The organism is Microbacterium sp. Bi128 (assembly GCF_918698205.1).
Genome location: NZ_CAKKMM010000044.1, coordinates 1 through 18,496, shown reverse-complemented (window position 1 = coordinate 18,496; position 18,496 = coordinate 1). Strand labels below are relative to the sequence as shown.

Genomic DNA, 18,496 nt, shown 5'->3' with positions numbered 1-18,496 from the left:
CGTGTACTTCGGTGCGTCGGGTGCGGACCGCCAAGGTGACGTCGTGCGAGTTCGCGAGGTCTGAGGCGACTTCCACCCCGGCGTTGCCACCGCCGACGATAAGTACCTGACCCGGCGGGATCTGCTCGGGCGTTTGGTAGGCGCTGGTGTGCATCCGAGCCCCTTCCACGTCGGCATCCGCGGCCCATTCCGGTAATCGGGGACGCGCTGCGGCACCGGTGGCGCACACGATGTTGCGGGTCTGCACCTCCCCAACGGTGGTGCTCAAGCGCAGCGTTGGGCCGTTGTTATGGGGGGTCACGGCGAGGGCGCGGACTCCCCAGACGGGTTTTACGCCAAGCTCTGCTTCGTATTCGTGGAGGTAGCTCTCGATGTCTCTCGGCGTGGGGTGCCGGTAAGGATCACCTTCCAGTGGTCGGCGCGGGAAGCTAGAGTGCTCGGCGCTGCTGAGCAACCGCATAAAAGGCCGACGTGCGCTCCACGCGCGTCGAGCCCGCGGGGAGCGATCGATGAGGACGAAGTCGCGTTGCGGCTCCATGCCGCGAGCGATCAGTGCTGCTGCGGTTGCCAGTCCAGCCTGCCCCGCGCCCACGATGATGACTCGTCGGTGTGACAGGCCCGCCATTAGGGGGTGTCATCCAAGCGGGTGGTGATGGCTTCTTCGAGGTCGTTCCATCGTTCGATGACGAGGGGTTCGCCGTCGACGAAGAACGTGGGGGTGCGGTTCACGCCGAGGGCACGTCCGTCGTCGAGGTCGGATCGGACACGCTCGAGAGTGATGGGGTCGGCGACCGCTTCGTCGTAGGCCGCCATGTCCAAGCCCAACTCGGTCGCGTACGAGCGAAATAGTTCCGCTTGGCTTTGCTGAGACTCACCCCATTGGGCCTGCGTCTCGAAGAGGCGTTTGTACATTTCTTCGAAGCGTCCCTGGCGTGCTGCGGCTTCCGCGGCGACCGCTGAGTTCTCGGAGTTGATGTGGCCGGGAAGAGGGAAGTAGCGGACGACGTAGTTGATCTGTCCCTCGTACTTCACACGGAGCTCTTCGACGATGGGGTAGTAGGCGCCGCAGGCTTCGCACTCGAAGTCGAGGAACTCCACGATGGTGATGGCGTCGTCGCCTGAGTCGTCAAGGACGTGGGAGTCGTCTCGTACGACCGCTATCGACCCGCCTCCCCTTTCTTCGGCGGCGACGCGGGTGTTGTTCTGATTAACGAGGACGTAGATGACAGCCCCCGCGACGACGGCGACGGCGGTGGCGGCGGTGATGACCGTCGCCTTCCAGTTGATTTTCATGGGTACTCCAGTACTTGGTGGCACGAGAAGGACCCGGGTTTACCCGGGATGAGTGTCGCCGCGGGGGCGACGTGCCGATGTCAGGTTCTGGAAATCCCGAGTTGCGCAATTGTGAGGGCGTGGCCTCCACTTCTGATGACCACCGCGTGGATGAGAGACGGCGGGAGGGCACGCAAGAGTGTGAGCCCGACACGTCCGCGGCGTACCAGGAGATGAATGACGAGGTACAGCACAAATCCGCAGACGACACCTAGAACGCACAGCGCCATTCCGGGTGACGCGTCGTACGCGCTCGCCTGGACAGCTGACGTAACGACGGATGCGGCCGGTTCTTGCGACGCAGCGTCAGAGGCGGTCGCGACTACACCGCTCGCCGGGCCGTTGTCGCTGTGGCTGAGCGCCACGAATCCAAGCAGCATGAGTGCCCCGAGGGCGATGATGGTAATGAATCGCGTTATCGTGCCGTGCTCGTTCTCTCGCGCGGAGCGCGGTGAGCGAGCGTCATCAGACATCGGTAGCCAGTGTACGTAGCGGTTCTGGGCGAATCGCTGGGAAAGGCTGGCGACGACGCTGGGGTGCGATCGGGACGCCACCGCACCCGTTCGAGCGATTCGACGCCGTTCGCGATCAAGCGTGGCGGACATCCCCGGGTTCCGAATCTTGCAGATCGACTGTCTCAATCTGGAAGGTGGAATGCAACACGGACACTTTGAAGTGCTGGGCCACACAGGCTCTGACGTCCTTGAGGACTGCAGCCGCGTGTCCATCCGTGAAACATTCGTCTTCGACGACGACATGCGCGCTGATCGTCGGTAGGCCGGTAGCGACCGTCGAGGCGTGCAGATCATGGACGTCTACGACGTGGTCGAGTTCGAGAATGTGTGATCGCACATCGTCCAGATCCAAACCGTCGGGGGTGAACTCCATCAACACCCGTGACGTTTCGCGCAGCAGCTTGAACGCACGCGGCACGATGAGTGTGGCGATGAAAAGTCCAGCGATGGCGTCAGCTTGAAGGAAACCCGTGGTCCAGATGAGAACGGCCGCAACAATGACCCCGAGCGACCCCAGCGCGTCGTTCAGCACTTCCAGAAACGCCGCCCGCATGTTGAAATTTGCTCCGCGGCTGGAGGAGAGCACGAAGATAGCGATGATGTTCGCGACTAGCCCAATCACTCCGAACACCAGCAGTTCGGTAGCTGGCACCTCAGGGGGCTCGAAGAGCCTGCGTACTCCCTCGATGGCGGCGTAACCCCCGACCGCCATCAATAGAGCCGCTTGGCCAAAGGCGGCGATGACTTCGATACGACGGAACCCCCAGGTGCGTTGCGCATCAGCGGGGCGCCGCATCAGCGTCGCGGCGATAAGCGCAACAAGAAGTCCGGATGCGTCAGTGAGCGCGTGGGCTGTGTCCGTAAGGAGGGCGAGACTCCCAGTGAAGAAGGATCCAACCGCTTGCGTTACGGCGATGGCCGCGGTGATTCCGAAAGCGATCCATAGACGCGCGCGGTGGTCGGTCGGTTGCCCGGCTATGCCGGTAGACGGTGCGTGCGTGTGACCGGCGCCCATCAGGCTGCGTCCGTTCCGAGGGCGAAGTCTTCGCCAGGCTCATGGAGGTGGGCGCATAACGTGGCGCGCGTGCCGGTGTCTTTCAACAGGAGTTCGGCGGCGTTGATGAGGGTCGCAGTCGCGCCAGGTTGCGCAAGGTCAAACCACGAAGCGCGCCCCTCCGAACGAACAGTGACTAGCCGGCAGTCCCGCAGGAAGCTGAGGTGCTTGCTTACGGTTGATTGCGCCAATCCGAGATGCTGAACGAGATCCCTGACGCGATGCTCACCAGAAGCCAGATGCTGGAGAACCGCCAATCGCGTAGGGTCCCCAAGCGCGTCGAATAGATGTGCATACACGGCGGTCGCGTGAGGGTCGAGCAGACCACTCTCGGGTTTCATCGTCACAGGGCGATGATATCGCCAGCTGCCGTCACGATCGCTTCTGAGACGTAATTAGGAATGATGCTCACCCTCGGTGGGACGTCGCGGGACACACCGCCACCCAGAGGCCGCTTCCTGGAATGGAAGCTCCTTGACCCCGCCGATTGGGCCGCCACTAAGGTGCGCCCACTCCGCGAAGCAGTCACCGCATGCATCCGCCGCGAGATCCTCGACTCAGAGCTGGGGGTCGGTGCAGAACCGATCGGTTTCGCACCACACGGAGGCCCGTCGACGAGGTGCCGGAAAACCGCGGATCGGCGCGGTGCAAAACCCCGTCGCAAAACCCGAATTGATGCGAAATTAAGTAGAGCCCTTTTGCATCATTTGGTAGAATTGGTGAAGACCGAAGGGAGCCACCGTGGCCGAGTCGCAGATGAAGATCGAGCAGCAGTACCCGGAGCTGTTCGCCCAGCTCAATGACAAGCAGCGTCGCGCCGTGGTGCAGTCGATCGCCGCCGGCTGGCACGAGGGCTGGGAGCCCACCCGCGAGGACGTCGAGAACCTGACGGACTACGCGCGCGGCGCGATCGACGCGGCCGAGTACGACCGACGTTCGGCGGCAGCAGCTCACCGCGCGGCCGAGGTGTCTCGACGAGCCGCCGGCATCGTCGGCGCAGCCTGACGTGCCCGAGGGTTTCGACACCTGGGAGTCGTACTTCTACCCCGAGACGTATAACCCGCAGTTCGGAAACGGGACGCTGCGCAACAAGTTCGATGAGCGCGACTTCTTCGAGCTGAAAGAGCGCGAGTACGGGCAGACAGCCCGCCGCGGTTTCGAGCTGGAAGCGGGGATGGTCGATATCCCGAAGACGTTCGACGCGGAGCACTTGATGGCAATCCACCGGCACCTGTTCCAAGACGTCTACGAGTGGGCGGGGGAGTACCGCACCGTCAACATGTCGAAGGGTCCGGGACGGGAGTTCGGTCGCGTCAACGACGGCGAGGTGGACCGCTACCTGTCCGAGGTGCGCCAGATCGCGACGTCGACCGATTGGGTGTCAATCAGCCGTAACGACTTCATCGCCACCAGCGCCACGGTGTTCGCGTACGTGAACCAGGCGCACCCGTTCCGCGAGGGCAACGGACGCACCTCGAAACAGTTCATGCACGACCTGGCCGAAGGTTCACCGTTCCGGTTCGAGTTCGACCGCGTGACGCCCGAGCAGTGGAACCAGGCATCCGCCATGAGCCGGCCCGACCTCGACAAGCACGCTCCCGATCCGACGTCGCTCGTGCCGATCTTCCACGCGATCAGCGTCGAGAAGCCGGCCCCCGCGGCCGACCCTCTCGCAGACGTCCGAGCCGTCATCAGCGCCAGCTACCAGCGGCCCCCGAAGGAAGCGACCCGGGGCGCCGGCCAGAGCGGCCAGCAGCCGCCCCAGGCGCGTCGCAGCGGCCCCGGCTACATGTCCGACCGGTTCCCGACAGGAGGGCTCGAGAAATGACGAAGGTGATCGGGTACGCCCGTGTCTCGCGCCGGGAGCAGAACCCGGATGCGCAGGAGGCCGAGCTGCGCGCGGCCGGCGCTACCCGTGTGTTCGTCGACCATGGCGAGTCCAGCCGGATCGCTGCGCGTCCGCAGTGGGTCGCGTGCCTCGACTACCTCCGTGAGGGTGACACCCTGTTGGTGCGCCGCCTCGACCGTCTCGGCGGCAGTGAACGGATCATCCTCGACACGTTGAACAAGCTGCGCGAACGCAGCATCGACATTCGCAGTCTGACCGAACCGCAGATCGACACGACAACCCCGATGGGCCGCGCCCTGTTCGGGATCGTCGCCGTGTTCGCAGAGCTTCGTGTCGACACGATTCGGGAGAACACGCAGCGCGGCATGGATCACGCCCGCGCGCAGGGCAAGGCGATCGGTCGACCCTCGAAGCTCAGCGCCGACCAGCTCACGCAGCTACGCCGGATGCGCGATGACGAGGGCCTGAGTTTCGCGCATATCGGGCGCGTGCTCGGCGTCGACAAGTCGACAGCATCTCGTGCGTACGCTGACCTGCCCCGCGACGTCGACCAGCCGCAGTCGGCGTAGCTAGCCTCTGGGCATGTGTTGGCCGTACGCGACGTACCCCTGGTAGTCGGGAAACAGCACGCGAGCTGACCTGTTGTAGGTGCCGTCCAGGTAGGCCAAGAGCCGGCTCTTTAGTTTCGCGTCGATGATTACGGCCACGAATGGCAGAGGTGCTGGCCGACCCTGGCGTGGATTCAGCAGCCGTCGCCGAAGAGTTTCGGGATCAACGTCGTTGTCCCAGTCGACGCGGATCGAGCGGAAGGGAGTCCGTTGTGGTGTCACCATGTGTTCGTCCCCGACTTGGATTGCTCTCGTCGGCAGAGTGTCGGGGACGGCGCCGGTGACGAAGAAGCCCTCTTGAGCCCGCAGGCGGTCGTTCGGAGCCCCTGAATCGACGACAAACGGGCTCCCTTTGGCGAGCTGCGTGCTCAATCGTGCCGCTTCCCCGTCCCGCAGATAGCTGTACGTGAACCTGCCGTCGAAGATGGTCGACATTCGAGGCCACTGCGTGATGTTGAGGGCCAGCAGTAGGCCGCTTGTGCCGCGCGTTCTCCCCAACGTGTCGGTCGAGGGGTTGGCCGTTGTAGGTTGGCACGCGAACCAGAGAGCCGTCATGGGGTTCGCGGTGACGTCGAGCAGACGGGTTGGGGCCCCGAAGTGTTGCAGATCAGCTAAGAGTTGGAGGTCGTCAACTCGACCGGTCGCGTGCGTCCCCAATCCCCACTTACGCGCTTCCGCAATAATCTCTAGCTCACGCTCTCGCACGGCGGTCTCGTTCAGACCACCCACAGATCGGTGGAGCGACGAGGCGAGGTCATAGTCCGCCGACGGCAGCCCCCGCCACGCAAACCTCTGGCCCGTGCTGTAGACGCCAATCGCGCCCACGATTGCCATCACTTCACGGGGTGTCGACGGCTTCACCCAATGGTTTGTGATCTTCCAAAGCTCCCCGACCATGTGGACAACGTAGCGTTATCACCACTCTTTTCCCGTCCCCCTGATACATGCCGCCCTTCACAGAACGGCACTCCGTCAAGGGTGCGGCTTGCCGCATCACGGAGTGACGCGAAGCGCCCTTGACGGGGTGCTGGGCTGTGACACAATCCCGGGCATCAGGGGGAGGGGGAATCTTCCCAACGAGGCCGCGGAGCGGTCGGACAAATAGGGTCCCGCTGTCCACCTGTGGGCGGGTGGAGCCCGGAGGTAGCTCGGGCCGTCCACAGGTGGTCAGGGGGATATGTCAGCCGCCGTACGACTGACGGTCGCCGTCGTTCTCGGCGGCGTCGGCCGGCGGCGTCGCGGCGGCCTCGCTCGACGTCGACTTGCGTGCCTGGCGCTTGCGCGGTGCGCGCTTCTGCGCTGCCTCCGCAAAGCCGATCTTGCGCAGCTCGGCGGGCGTCCAACCGGCGTCGATCGTCGCACTGTAGGCGCGCGCGTCGTCACGCTCGGCGGCGGCGACCTTTTCGCGTTCCTCACGCTCAACCTCAGCGATGCGCGCCGCGGATGCCTCGCGCACGTCCGCAAGGTTCTGCCGAGATTCGGCCAGCTCGCGAACCGACGTCAGTCGATCGTCAAGTGCGCGCTGCGCGCGCTCGATTGCTTCCTGGGGGGAGAGTTCCTTAGCCATGCAAGCAGCCTATGGATGCTGCGCCGTCCGCGCGAGATTTCTCGCGCTCACGGCAGGACCGTCACGGCGACAGCCGCGACCACTCCCGGCTGTCGCCGTGAGCGACCTCGATACGAGTCCCGGACGGAGCAAGCTATACATTTATGTGCCATAAACGAGATCAACCTCTCGACAGGTGCCGACAGGTGCGGCACACTTGACGTGTGCGGTCCCCGCAGGGGCGGGGTCGCTGCGCTGGGCCGAAGGGGAGGGTGAGCATGTCTAATGAGACGCCTTCGCCTCGCCCGTCTGAGCGTCGTCGACGCGGGAACGTCGCCGGTGGTCGTGTGGCGCGTCACGTCGTGACCGCCAGCCCCGAGGAGGAGGGCGCACTGTTGCGCCTGGCCCTCGCGCAGGGCGTGACGATCCCGCGCCTTCTTGTGGAGAGTGCGCTCGCGCTGGATGCCGGTGAGACGGCATCGGAGCGGCGCGCTGCGATCACGAAGCTGTACGAGCTGCACCGGCTCCTCGCGGCTATCTCGAACAACGTCAACCAGATCGCGAAGGCCACGAACGCCACACGCGAGCTGCACCCTGAGACGTCCGCGACGCTCGCCGCGGTGCGCAAGACCGCGATGCGGATAGACGAGCTGACCGACGAGCTGAGCCTGACATGATGCCGAACATCACGCGGGGCGATCGCATGTCGGGCCTCGTGACGTATCTCGTCGGCGGCGGTCGCCACAACGAGCACACCGAGCCGCACCTTATCGCGGGTGACGATGCGCTCATGGCGTGGTACGACGACGCCGAGCTGAGCCGCGACAGCGGCATGGCGATCGCGCGTCACCTGGACCGCCCGCACAAGCAGCTCGGGGTCGACGTCACGGGCGGTCACGTCTGGCACGCCTCCCTTTCGCTGCGCGCCGAGGAGGGCATCAAGACCGACGTCGAATGGAACGCGATCGCGACGGACTTTGTGGCCGCGATGGGGTTCGACGATAACGACGGCACCAAGGCACCGTGCCGTTGGGTGGCGGTGCGTCACGGCCTGTCGAAGTCCGGTAACGACCACGTGCACATCGCCGTAAACCTCGTGCGGGAGGACGGCACGAAGGCGTCGACTCACCTCGACTACGTGCGCGCGCAGAACGCCGCACGAGCGCTCGAAGTGAAGCACGGCCTCGAGCTGTTGGAGTCGTCGAAGGGGGAGCGCGCGACGCGCGGTTTCAGCCCTGCCGAACAGGCGAAGGTTGAGGAGCGTTCGGCGCTGTTCGCGCAGCGGAAGTACGAAGCGCACGCCGAGACGTTCGGCGGCGACTTCACACCATGGCACAAGCTCGACCCGCGCGAACGACAGAGCCGGATTACCGCTGAGATTCGTCTCAATGCACCGCGCAACGACCTCGCGCGCAAGGTCCGCGCGTGTGCGAGCGCGAGCGAGAGCGAAGCGGAGTTCGTGCGTCGTCTGCGCCGCTCCGGTGTCGTCGTCCGACCTCGCTACGCGGACGGTCAGACCGACGTCATCACCGGCTACTCGGTGGCCGCGAAGCCCGCACCGGGGGAGCGGCCCATTTGGTACGGCGGAGGTCACATGGGCCGCGACCTCACCCTGCCGCGGCTGCGCGCGGAGTGGCCTGACAGTGCGACCGGTGCGATGGACGCCGCGGCCGAGTGGAACGCAGCCAAGCGCAACCAGCGACCCGTCGCACCAGGACGCGAGACGACCGAGCCCGATCCTGAGCTGTGGGATCGGTACACCGCTGAGCTGGGCGAGCTGCGCGAGACGCTGCGCTCGGTTCCGCTCGACGACCGCGACACATGGGCGAGAGTCGCACGGCAGACGTCGGGCGCATTCGCGGCGTGGTCGAACGCCGTCGAGGACGTGCCCGGCGACCTCGCCGCGGCATCCGATGAGCTGGCTAAGTCGGCGCAGACCTACCGCGGCCACACGAAGCCCCAGAAGGCGGGGCGAGTGTCGGCCGGCGGTGCGGCAATGCTCCTCGCCAGCGCCGTCCGAGGCGGGCAGGGAACTGCCGCGCAAGCCGCAATGCTGCGTCAGCTCATGAACCTCACCCAGGCGGTCTACGACGCCGCCAAGGCCGCGCAGCAAGCACGTCACGCGGAAGCGATCGCCACGGACATTCGCGCCCGTCTCGTGCGCGTGCGCGCCGCCCTGCCGGCGACGTCGACGACGGCCACCACGGCCACGGTCACGAAGACCGAACCGCGCCGCATCGACATGTCCGCGGCAATTGACGAGGCCACACGCGAGGCGCTGGACAAGATGAACCGCGCCGAGGAGAGCCGACGCGTGGGAACGACTACCCCGCTCCCGTCGACGATCAAACCGACCCGACCCCGTACGACCGCGATCCCGCGGCCCGACCGAGGCCCGGAACGATGAGAGGAGCACGTCATGGCCGATGAGAGCGACGGCATTTCCGAAGCGTTCGAGGGGCAGCTCCGCGTCGCGGCGACCGCCGCCGGCCGCGTAGGCGAAATCATTGCCCGACAGCGCGAGGAAGCTGCTCGACGCGCACAGGTGGTGAGACAGCAGGAGGCGCGCGAGCTGACGTCTCGGATGAACGCCGAACGCCAGAGCGCACGCGCGGAGTACGGCAGCGTCCACCGGAACGACTGGTGGGAGCGCGCGACCCCCGAGCAGATCGGCACGACCCTCGCCACGGCGCGCGCGTGGGCCAACGAAGATCCTGAAGCCGTACGCGCCGAGGCGCACATGCGCGACGAGCTGCGCACCCGCTACGGCGTCGACACCGCCCAGGCCGGCGGCGACCCCCAGGCGGTGCGGGCAGCCGTCGACGCCGAGCTGTTGCGCCGCCAGTCCGAAACGGAACGCCAGCGCGGCACCGGTGAGGAGGCCGAGGCGGCGCTACTGATGCGCAAAACCGACCGCGCCGACCGTCAGGCCAAGGCAGCGGACCAGCGCGCCGAGAACGCTTCTGAGAGCTCTGAGGAGGCACAGTCGCTCGAGCGCGCGGCCGAGTCCGCGCATGCTGAGGCCGGCCCGAAGTACGACTCCGCAGAGCGGCGTGAGAACGACGCGAACCAGCTCGAGGCGAAGGGCATCGACCGGGAGGCCGTGGCCGCGAAGATGCACGCCGACGTCGGCAACGCCAAGCCGGCCACCGAGGCCCTCAAGGGTGCACCCGCGAACGCGGTGAGGGTGAGGTCGGCACGCTCGGCAGCGGCGCGCGTGCAGCGGTCCGAGCTAAGCCGCTGAGCGCCCGTTCCACCAATTGAGACGGGCCAGGCCTGGGCTGGATGCGGTAGTCCGTCGGGCGGATCGTTCCGCGATGTTTCCCGGCGACACCGCAACTAGGTATCGTTCAGCTATGACGCCGCTGTCAAATTGGTCATGCGGCTCGTGTGGTCAGGCGATCGCCGGGCCCACATCAGGAAATGTCGTGTGGAGGTGGGGTGCGGACCTGGTCACGAGATGTTTGCCAACAACTCGGACGCGGCGTCCATCCACCTCCTCCTGGAGCGAGTCTTCATCCGAGCCGGATCAAGCGCCGGATCCATCTGAACTAGGTTCAGGGACCCGAAACGGAAGAGCCGCCGGGCCGTTCAAAGGGCGCTCAGTCCCGTTCTCCCGTCCTCCCGTCCTTGGTGTGACCGCGTCGAGCTGGCCGACCGGCTTGCAGTCGTGGGCGCACTGGGAGAACGCGCCGATTTCGGCGTCGACGAGCATCGGCACGTAGTGATCGAGTACGTCTCGCAGTAGCAAGTGCATATCGGCGGGGTTCGCGGAACTTGCGTGCGCCTGCACGTTCGCGTAGACGTGTTTTGTCAGATAACTGACATAACGGTCGACTACCGGTGGGCTCTCTTCGAGAGTCTGAGAGCCGGGGGAGTGGGCGCCAAGCCGTCTCTTGCGGCGGACTTGACGCGTTTGGCGCCTGCCTTTTTCCAGATCCTGCGCCGAAATTGGTCGCATTCGCTCGGTGTTTCACGCTGCTAAAAGCGCCCAAGCTCGATGGGGCGCTGGAGATCATCGAGCTCCCATGCTGCGCCCATCGACGCCGTCTCGGTCAAGCGCGATTACATTGATCCCGGAGGCCCCCTGATCGATCGGTGGATACGAGGGGGCAGATCAGGAATGCTGCCCAGCGACGGCTTGGAACGTGCTCGGCGTTGAACCGGTGACTCGTTTGATGGCCGCACCGAAGGCACTTGGGCTGGAGTACCCCAACAACATCGCCACCTCCTCCAGCGGCGTCCCCCGACCGAGCAGATAGATCGCGTCTTGTGCCCTGACGGCCGCGACCCAACGAGTGAAGGAGAGACCGGTTTCAAAGCGAAAAACACGCGTGAGGGTCTTAGTCGAAACCCCGAGTGTGCGGGACCAGTCACCGAGGGAGTGTCGATCCCCGGGGTCGTCCCGGAGGGCTTCGACGATGGGCTGCAGCAGCGGCGCCGATGGGATGGTGACGGTGATTTCCCGCGGCGCAGGCTCAATGACATCGAGCACCATTTTTTCGGTGAGTCCCCGCGACGACGCAGATAGTTCCGGGCTGGTCAGCCGCGTGAGGAGCAGACGCAGCAGCGGCGTGATCTGAACCACGGCGACACCCTGCGCCAGCCGAGGTACACGGGTGACATCGAAGTGGTTCGTGCGATATCACGTGCCTGCGGCAGCTGTTGCTGCATGCACCAGTCCGGCGGGAATCCACCCCCCCAAAGTGGGCGGATTCCAGGAGTCGTTGCAACACGACGTGCTCCGATCATACAAATAGCGCCCCTCTCAGCTCATCGGCTGGGAGGGGCGCTGTTGTCGTTCGCGTGAGGGCGGGGTGTGCGAATCGTCGGCATCCGGGTCGAGGGCTCAGACTGTACCCATGGATTGGTGGACGATCGTTGTTGCCGTTGTCGGCGGCGTACTGCTGCTTTGGATCGCCCTCATGGTGGCGCTGTTGATCAGCGCCCGGCGGGCTGGCGACCAGACTCGCCTGGTCGACCTGCTGCGCCTCGTCCCCGACATCGTGCGCCTACTTCGGCGGCTTGTCTCGGACCGATCCGTGCCACGGAGCGTGCGCGTTACTCTCGTTGTTCTCCTCGGCTACCTTCTACTGCCGATCGATCTCGTTCCGGATTTCATCCCGGTTGTGGGCTACCTCGACGACGCAATTATCGTCGCGATTGCTCTGCGGTTCGTGACCAAGCGCGCCGGTGCCGAAGCCCTCGAACAGCACTGGCCGGGAACACCGGAAGGACTACGCGCGCTTCGTTCGATCGCAGGCATCCCACAACCGTAGAGTCGTCGCTCAGGCGGCGTCGATGAGCGCCGCCAACTTTTTCGCGGGTGTGTCCCAGTCGAGGGTCTTCCGAGGTCGGGTGTTGAGTTCATGCGCGACGAACTCGAGAGTCGCCGCCGAGTGCTTCGACAGGTCTGTGCCTTTCGGAAAGTACTGCCGTAGGAGGCCGTTCGTGTTCTCGTTTGAGCCGCGCTGCCAGGGCGAGGCCGGGTCGCAAAAGTAGACGGGCATGTCCGTCGCCGTGGTGAATGACCGGTGCTTCCCCATTTCGCTGCCTTGATCCCATGTGAGCGAGCGTCGCAGGTGTGCCGGCAGACGTTGGATCGTTGAGGCCAGAGCAGCGCCGACAGCCACGGCACCGTGGTCGTTGGGCAGGTGGACGAGCATCGTGAACCGTGTGGTGCGCTCGACGAGCGTCGCGATCGCGGAGCCGCTGTTCTTCCCGATGATCAGATCGCCCTCCCAATGACCGGGAACAACTCGCTCGTCGACTTCCGCGGGGCGGTCGCTGATCATCACCATGGGGTCGCGGTAGCGCGGCTGGCGCGTCTGTGATTGCTTGTGGGTCTTCCGGCGTGCTCTGCCGGTGCGGAGCGCCCTGTGTAACTCGCGGCGTAGCTCACCGCGTCCCTGGACGTAGAGGGCGAGGTAGATCGTTTCGTGAACCACGCGCATCTCCGGCCGGTTTGGGAAGTCCCGCTTGAGCGCATGCACGATCTGCTCAGGACTCCATCGACTCTCCAGTCTGCGCTGGATGTAGTCCCGCAGCTCAGGATTCTGCGCGATCTTCCCCACCTTCGGCCGCGGCAGACGCGCCACGGCCCGATCATGCGCGGCATACGGACGGTAGTCGCCGGAGCGAGGATGCCTGTTGCGCCGCACTTCCCGACTGATTGTCGACGCAGGCCTCCCCATCTCGGCCGCAATCCTCCGGAGGGACCACCCCGCACGCAGGCTGTCAGCGATGAAGATTCGATCCTTCTCCGACAGAAATCTGGACGACAAAGAAGCCCGGTACGAGCGCGGCCTCATCGGAGGTATCGCGCCCGTACCGGGCTTCTTCTCGCGTTCGCCGTGCCGCCACACCTTTGTCGTGCGATAGTTCACACCCACGATCCTGGCGGCTGCACGGAATCCCACGCCATGCGCGATCAGCTCGAAGAACTTCGCACGCTCCGCATGCAGCTTCTTTCGACCCTGCGAGGACCGATCGGGACGGATCTCGAACTCCATCTGCAACTCCCGAAAGATCAGGTGTTGCAACGACCACTAGAACTCAAGGTGGGGGTTATCGTCCACACCCGATTGCCCACTGCCACAGTGGAGACGCCACTTTCATTCCACAACAGCTCGTGGGTGGCGTGCGAGTGCGGCGCCCACGCTGTCTCCCGCTCGACTTGTTCATCGAAAGCGGAGACAACCTGCTGTGCGGGCAAGGCCCCGGCCTGATGCACGGGCAGCTTGCGGTGGTCGATGCTTCGGTGAGGACGAAGTGGGCGTGCGCTCTCCGAGATCACGTCGGCCGCCCCCACGCACGCCCTCTCGGACTATGCGGAGCGACCCGGGCAAACATAGGGGTAGTCAACCGCAGCAGGAAGACGCAGGGCAAACCTCTCCGCCGTGTCACCCAGGAACACGCGTGGGTGGCCGAGGGGGTCTTAGCCACCCACGCGTGGGCTTGTGGTCACGGAGCGGGCGTGGCCGTTGCGTCGTCGGCGCTCTCGCCGTCGTTGGTGCCGTCTTCGACACCCTGGTCGTCGGCGGTCTCCTGCCCGGGAACCTCCCCAGCCTCGTCGGCGGTCTCCTGGCCGGGGGTCTCCCCGGCCTGGTCGTCCGCGGTCTCGCCGTCGTTGGTGCCGTCTTCGACGCCCGGGTCGGTGGCCGTGGGAGCCGGCGTTGACACCGACGTGACACTGGCGGACGCAGGCACCGCCATCGCGGCGACTCCTCCGACGCTGAGCAAGACGAGCGTTCCGACACCCAGCCACTTGCGTTTGAGCGCGTTCATGATGCGTTCCTTTCTGCAACCTCGGACGGGGTTGCAAGGACAGGATTCCCGCCGCGTTGTAAGAAACCTCGAAGGATGTTCCCGCGGCACCCGGCGAGGAGTTCTTCGCAGAGTATGAGTGGTTTCTTAGAACGGTGGCGCGAGGGTGCTCGGATGATGAAACGTTCCCGGGGACCTCTTATCGCGGCGCTGTGTTCCCTGGCGGGGGTCTTTGCGCTCATCGTCGTTGTAGGGTTGCTCGCCCGCATGTCGGCGGGCTGGACTGCGACCGAGCTCACCGTTGTCACCGGCGTGAACGGCGTCCATTCCGGATTCTTCGACCTCGTGGCCCATGCCATCAACGTCGGGTTGGGGCCGACCGGCGCGGTCATCGTCCTTGCGGTGGCGCTGGCGATTGTCGCAGCCGTGACCCGGTCGTTCCCCGCGGTGGTCCGCGCCCTCATTCAGGTCACCGTGCCGTGGGCCTTGGCGGATGTGGTGAAGGTCATCGTCCAGCGACCCCGACCGGACAGCGCAGCGCTGCCGTTCCCCACCGGCGTTGACCCGGTGACGTTCAGCTATCCGAGCGGACACACCGCCTTCGCCGCCGCCCTCGCGACGTGGGTGGTACTGAGCACGGCAGGCCGGACGCAGGTCATAGTAAGCATCCTCGGCGCCGTGTTCGTCGTGGCGACGGCGTGGTCACGCATGTATCTGGGAGCGCACTACCCGCTCGATGTGACCGCGTCGATCATCCTTGTCTCGGTGGGATCCCTGGCAGTCTACGAAGTATGCCAACGCGTGCCATGGCTCACCCGGCGTTTACACACCCTCGAGGCGGCGCGGCAATGACTCGGCAACCCCACCACATGACCCTGAAGCGACGGCAGCGAGGAGGACGCCGATGACCACTCCGACAACGGATCGCCCCCGGCTCCTCCTCGTGGAAGACGACGCGCAACTGGGGCCGCTAATGGCGAAAGTCCTCGACGAGGTATACGACGTCACCCTCACGCCCGACGGGGGCGACGCGCTCGACATCGCAGGCACGCACGCCTTCGACGTGATGGTGGTCGACCGCCGCCTTCCCACCGTGGACGGGCTCACCATCGTGGAGACGCTTCGTCGAGCGGGCGCGAGCGTTCCGATGCTCATTCTCACCGCGCTCGGCACCGTCCAGGACAAGGTGCGCGGGCTGGACGCCGGCGCGAACGACTACTTGGTGAAACCGTTCGAGTTCGATGAACTGTTCGCCCGCTTGCGCGCCATTCGTCGCGTCGGCAACGGTGAGGGGCCGTTCGTGCGGATTGGTGAGTGGGAGTTTTACCCGGACTCGCGTGCTGTGTACTCGCCTTACGATGGCCGCACCATCCTCACCGACCGGGAGAGCGCGTTGCTGAAGCTGTTCGCCGTCAACCCCCAGCGCACCTTCACTCGCGACGACATCCTCCGTGCGGTCTTCTCTAAAGATGACACCCCGGGCACAGTCGACACCTACGTGCACTACCTTCGCAAGAAAACCGACCCCGGCATCGTGCAAACCGTCCGCGGACGGGGCTACCGTCTGGGGCTGATGTGATCAACCGCCGGCGTCCCTCCGACGCTGACGCTCAGCTCATCCGGGCGACAGCCCTCCGCGTCGCACTCACCATCACCCTGGCCGTGTCCGTGCTGGTACTGGCGGTCCTGATCGCTGCGTTCTCGGTTGTCTTCACCCAGATCCCACTCGGAGAGCTGCTCAGCCCTCAACGTCACGAGACCGTCGTCGACATTGAAGGCTTAGACATCATCCTCGGCGGCGCGGTCATCGGCGCGTGCGCTATCGCTTCAGCCGGCCTCCTGGGGTGGTTGGTCACCCGCCGAGCGGTCCGCCCCCTTGTCGACGCGTTGCGCCGTCAGCGTCAGTTCGTCGCCGACGCGTCACACGAACTGCGCACCCCCTTGGCAATCCTCGACGCGCGCATCCAGATGCTGCAGCGGGGACTGCCGGACTCCGACCCCCACCACGAGGTCGTCGCCCAGCTGCGCGACGACTCCCGCTCCGTCATCGGCGTTGTCTCCGATCTGCTGGACGCCGTCGAGGTACCCACCGGGTCCGTCACCACACCCGCCTCCCTCGCCGAGGTCACCGACTCCGCAGTCTCGTCGATGTCGATCCTGGCCCGTGAACGCGATGTGCATCTTGTCAGTCGTCCACCCGACGATGACCTCGCCGTCGCGATGCCCGCCGCCAGCTTGCAGCGCAGCGTTGTCGCCCTGCTGGATAACGCCGTCAAGCATTCACCTGCCGGCGCGAAAGTCGTCGTGACGGCTCGCAAGGAGGGCGCTCAAGCCGTCATCGACGTCATCGATGAAGGCCCCGGAATTCAAGGCATCGCGCCCAGTCGCATCTTCGACCGGTTCGCCCGGTCCGCGGATGCTGTGGATGGTGGAGGCTCCAGCCGTACCGGATTCGGTATCGGCCTCTCCCTCGTCCAGGACACCGTCGCCCGCTACGGCGGCACCGCTCAGGTGTCAGCCACCTCTTCCGCCGGCACCACGATCACTCTTCGGGTACCGCTGTTCGCCAGCCGGCGTTAGCCACACGCCTCCTCAGCGCAGCGCGCTCGGCCGCACCGCCACCCGCGAGGTGAGGCGGACCGTCAGCACCGCCGTGATCGTCCCCGAGGCTAGGATCGCCGCCAGCACCACAAGCTGGAAACGGCCCGCCTCAATCGGCGACAATCCGCCGAAGATTGCGCCTACGAACGCGCCCGGCAAGACGACCAGGCCTGTCGTTCGAGTCTGATCGACCGCGGGGATGAGCGCATCGTGCACCGCGATGCGCGCCACATCCCGTACAGCGCGCCGCGGGCCGGCACCGAGCGCGAGCCACGCCTCCACCTCTGACCACCGGTCCAGTCGAGCCTGGGCGAACTGCCGCCCCGCCAGGGTTGCCACGGTCATGGCGTTACCCACCACCATCGCTCCGACTGCAAGGGCGTATCGGGGGGTGAGCTCCACTGCCTCGGAAGAGAACACCACCATCCCCGCCAGGCTGACTCCTGCGCCCATGGCTGCGGCCGTTCGCCAGAAGTCCACCAGGGCCACCCCGGCGCGACGAGCGGACACGGCCACGGCCGCGACGAACATCACAATCAGCGCCCCCGCCACCCACCACGGGTCGGCGATGATGCCCGCCAGCACCAGGCTCAATGCCGCCAGCTGCACGCTCGCACGAAAAAGCGCTCGGGCAGGCCCCCACCACCGTCGAACGCCCGCCACACGCAGAACGACCACCGCCACACCGCCGAGCGCCAGCACGCTCACAAGGGTGCGGAGGAGTAACTCAGAGTCGGTCACCCCCGAAGGTTAGCGACCCCGACACCTCGCTCCCGAGCCGTTCCCCCCATTCTGAGTCGCGTCTTAGAGCCGGATTCGTAGCGTGCTCGCGTGATGACATCGACTCCGTCGCCGGTTCTGCCTCGGCGCAACATGCTTAGCAAGGTGCCCGAGATCACCGTGTGGTTCTGGGTGATCAAGATCCTTTGCACGACGGTGGGTGAGAGCTTCGCCGACTGGATCAACGTGACGTTGGGTGTGGGGCTGGAGGTGACGGCGATCATTTTCACCGCGGTGCTGGTGGGTGTGCTCGCGTGGCAGCTCCTCCTGCGCCGCTACGTGCCGTTCGTCTATTGGCTAACCGTCGTCGTCGTTAGCGTCGCCGGCACCCTGTACACCGACATCCTCACCGACGACCTCGGCATCCCCCTCGCCGCCAGCACCACCGTGTTCGCCATCGTCCTCGCGGTTGTGTTCGGGGTGTGGTGGCGTAGCCAGCGGACCCTGTCCATTCACAGCATCACCACCACCCGGCGAGAACTGTTCTACTGGCTGGCCATCCTGGTCGCCTTCGCCCTGGGCACCGCCTCCGGCGACTGGATCCTCGAACTGACCGGGTGGAGCCCCGGGGTGTCGGTTCTCTTGCCCGCGGGACTCATCCTCGCGGTGATCCTCGGGTGGCGCTTGGGCGCGAACGCCGTCCTGTCGTTCTGGCTGGCCTACATCCTCACCCGCCCACTGGGCGCAAACCTGGGCGACTGGATGGGGTTTCCCACCACGGATGGCGGTCTCGGCCTTGGCGTCGGACTGACGAGCATCATCTTCCTCACCGCCATTCTCGCCACCGTCATCTACCTGAGCATCACGCGCGTCGACACCGTCGAGAAAGTGCGGCCCGCCGTCACACCCCCCACCACCCCCACTCGACAGCGCGTCATGCTGGGATACTTCTCGGCCGTTGCCGTGCTTGCTGCGGGAGTTCTGGTGTGGGCGAATACTCAGCCC

Annotated in this window: 21 protein-coding genes; 11 read left to right on the top strand and 10 right to left on the bottom strand. The window is 65.6% G+C overall.

Annotated features, from left to right (window positions below; genetic code table 11):
- The 4 genes from LQV45_RS05955 to LQV45_RS05940 form a co-directional block, all read right to left on the bottom strand.
- The coding region (locus tag LQV45_RS05955; protein ID WP_230006195.1) for an NAD(P)-binding domain-containing protein at window positions 1-625 on the bottom strand (625 nt) is incomplete at its 3' end.
- Window positions 625-1,293, bottom strand: a complete 669-nt coding sequence (locus LQV45_RS05950) for a thioredoxin domain-containing protein (protein ID WP_138173533.1) — start codon at window positions 1,291-1,293, stop codon at window positions 625-627. The genes LQV45_RS05950 and LQV45_RS05955, both read right to left, overlap by 1 nt.
- Window positions 1,294-1,920: 627 nt before the next feature.
- Window positions 1,921-2,862 carry a cation diffusion facilitator family transporter gene (locus LQV45_RS05945; RefSeq protein ID WP_138173531.1) on the bottom strand — a complete coding sequence of 314 codons (942 nt, stop codon included), beginning with the start codon at window positions 2,860-2,862 and terminating at the stop codon, window positions 1,921-1,923.
- Window positions 2,862-3,242 carry a helix-turn-helix transcriptional regulator gene (locus LQV45_RS05940; protein ID WP_138173545.1) on the bottom strand — a complete coding sequence of 127 codons (381 nt, stop codon included), beginning with the start codon at window positions 3,240-3,242 and terminating at the stop codon, window positions 2,862-2,864. Before LQV45_RS05940 ends, LQV45_RS05945 begins: the two co-directional genes overlap by 1 nt.
- A gap of 400 nt (window positions 3,243-3,642) precedes the next feature.
- On the opposite strand from LQV45_RS05940, the gene LQV45_RS05935 reads away from it, so the two are divergent.
- Genes LQV45_RS05935 through LQV45_RS05925 form a run of 3 tightly spaced genes read left to right on the top strand, consistent with a single transcriptional unit; the run spans window position 3,643 to window position 5,319 of the window.
- Window positions 3,643-3,906, top strand: coding sequence for a hypothetical protein (locus LQV45_RS05935; protein WP_230006194.1), 264 nt, complete (start codon window positions 3,643-3,645; stop codon window positions 3,904-3,906).
- 1 nt (window position 3,907) lies between these two features.
- Window positions 3,908-4,729, top strand: a complete 822-nt coding sequence (locus LQV45_RS05930; RefSeq protein WP_230006193.1) for a Fic family protein — start codon at window positions 3,908-3,910, stop codon at window positions 4,727-4,729.
- Window positions 4,726-5,319 (top strand): recombinase family protein, encoded by a 594-nt coding sequence (locus LQV45_RS05925; protein WP_230006192.1) that lies wholly within the window; start codon window positions 4,726-4,728, stop codon window positions 5,317-5,319. The genes LQV45_RS05930 and LQV45_RS05925 overlap by 4 nt, the downstream gene beginning before the upstream one ends.
- Here the strand turns inward: LQV45_RS05925 and LQV45_RS05920 are convergent, their stop codons facing one another.
- Both LQV45_RS05920 and LQV45_RS05915 read right to left on the bottom strand, forming a co-directional pair.
- Entirely contained in the window at window positions 5,320-6,255 is a 936-nt protein-coding gene (locus tag LQV45_RS05920) for an FRG domain-containing protein (RefSeq protein WP_230006191.1), read from the bottom strand.
- A 283-nt stretch (window positions 6,256-6,538) separates the two neighbouring features.
- Window positions 6,539-6,925 carry a hypothetical protein gene (locus tag LQV45_RS05915; protein ID WP_230006190.1) on the bottom strand — a complete coding sequence of 129 codons (387 nt, stop codon included), beginning with the start codon at window positions 6,923-6,925 and terminating at the stop codon, window positions 6,539-6,541.
- A gap of 341 nt (window positions 6,926-7,266) precedes the next feature.
- Between LQV45_RS05915 and mobC the strand changes: the two genes are divergently transcribed.
- Genes mobC through LQV45_RS05900 form a run of 3 tightly spaced genes read left to right on the top strand, consistent with a single transcriptional unit; the run spans window position 7,267 to window position 10,148 of the window.
- The gene (gene mobC / locus LQV45_RS05910; protein ID WP_230006189.1) at window positions 7,267-7,581 is read left to right on the top strand and encodes a plasmid mobilization relaxosome protein MobC; all 315 of its coding nucleotides are present in this window, start codon (window positions 7,267-7,269) and stop codon (window positions 7,579-7,581) included.
- Window positions 7,578-9,311: a relaxase/mobilization nuclease domain-containing protein gene (locus tag LQV45_RS05905; protein ID WP_230006188.1), complete on the top strand. Its 1,734-nt coding sequence runs from the start codon at window positions 7,578-7,580 to the stop codon at window positions 9,309-9,311. Before mobC ends, LQV45_RS05905 begins: the two co-directional genes overlap by 4 nt.
- Before the next feature lie 12 nt (window positions 9,312-9,323).
- On the top strand, window positions 9,324-10,148 hold the full coding sequence (locus LQV45_RS05900) for a hypothetical protein (RefSeq protein WP_230006187.1): 825 nt from the start codon (window positions 9,324-9,326) through the stop codon (window positions 10,146-10,148).
- Between the two features lie 873 nt (window positions 10,149-11,021).
- Here the strand turns inward: LQV45_RS05900 and LQV45_RS05895 are convergent.
- Window positions 11,022-11,492: a helix-turn-helix domain-containing protein gene (locus tag LQV45_RS05895; protein WP_230006186.1), complete on the bottom strand. Its 471-nt coding sequence runs from the start codon at window positions 11,490-11,492 to the stop codon at window positions 11,022-11,024.
- A 274-nt stretch (window positions 11,493-11,766) separates the two neighbouring features.
- Between LQV45_RS05895 and LQV45_RS05890 the strand changes: the two genes are divergently transcribed.
- Window positions 11,767-12,183: a YkvA family protein gene (locus LQV45_RS05890; RefSeq protein WP_230006185.1), complete on the top strand. Its 417-nt coding sequence runs from the start codon at window positions 11,767-11,769 to the stop codon at window positions 12,181-12,183.
- A gap of 9 nt (window positions 12,184-12,192) precedes the next feature.
- Here LQV45_RS05890 and LQV45_RS05885 read toward each other — a convergent pair whose 3' ends face one another.
- Both LQV45_RS05885 and LQV45_RS05880 read right to left on the bottom strand, forming a co-directional pair.
- The gene (locus tag LQV45_RS05885) at window positions 12,193-13,215 is read right to left on the bottom strand and encodes an IS30 family transposase (RefSeq protein WP_230006196.1); all 1,023 of its coding nucleotides are present in this window, start codon (window positions 13,213-13,215) and stop codon (window positions 12,193-12,195) included.
- Between the two features lie 652 nt (window positions 13,216-13,867).
- Entirely contained in the window at window positions 13,868-14,191 is a 324-nt protein-coding gene (locus tag LQV45_RS05880) for a hypothetical protein (protein ID WP_230006184.1), read from the bottom strand.
- 153 nt (window positions 14,192-14,344) lie between these two features.
- Here LQV45_RS05880 and LQV45_RS05875 point away from each other — a divergent pair, with 153 nt between their 5' ends.
- Genes LQV45_RS05875 through LQV45_RS05865 form a run of 3 tightly spaced genes read left to right on the top strand, consistent with a single transcriptional unit; the run spans window position 14,345 to window position 16,750 of the window.
- Window positions 14,345-15,022 (top strand): phosphatase PAP2 family protein, encoded by a 678-nt coding sequence (locus LQV45_RS05875; protein WP_230006183.1) that lies wholly within the window; start codon window positions 14,345-14,347, stop codon window positions 15,020-15,022.
- 52 nt (window positions 15,023-15,074) lie between these two features.
- Entirely contained in the window at window positions 15,075-15,749 is a 675-nt protein-coding gene (locus LQV45_RS05870; protein ID WP_230006182.1) for a response regulator transcription factor, read from the top strand.
- Window positions 15,746-16,750, top strand: a complete 1,005-nt coding sequence (locus LQV45_RS05865; RefSeq protein WP_230006181.1) for a sensor histidine kinase KdpD — start codon at window positions 15,746-15,748, stop codon at window positions 16,748-16,750. Before LQV45_RS05870 ends, LQV45_RS05865 begins: the two co-directional genes overlap by 4 nt.
- 12 nt (window positions 16,751-16,762) lie before the next feature.
- Here LQV45_RS05865 and LQV45_RS05860 read toward each other — a convergent pair whose 3' ends face one another.
- Window positions 16,763-17,512: an ABC transporter permease gene (locus LQV45_RS05860; RefSeq protein ID WP_230006180.1), complete on the bottom strand. Its 750-nt coding sequence runs from the start codon at window positions 17,510-17,512 to the stop codon at window positions 16,763-16,765.
- 144 nt (window positions 17,513-17,656) lie between these two features.
- Here LQV45_RS05860 and LQV45_RS05855 point away from each other — a divergent pair.
- On the top strand, window positions 17,657-18,496 hold an 840-nt coding region (locus tag LQV45_RS05855; protein ID WP_230006179.1), incomplete at its 3' end, for a hypothetical protein.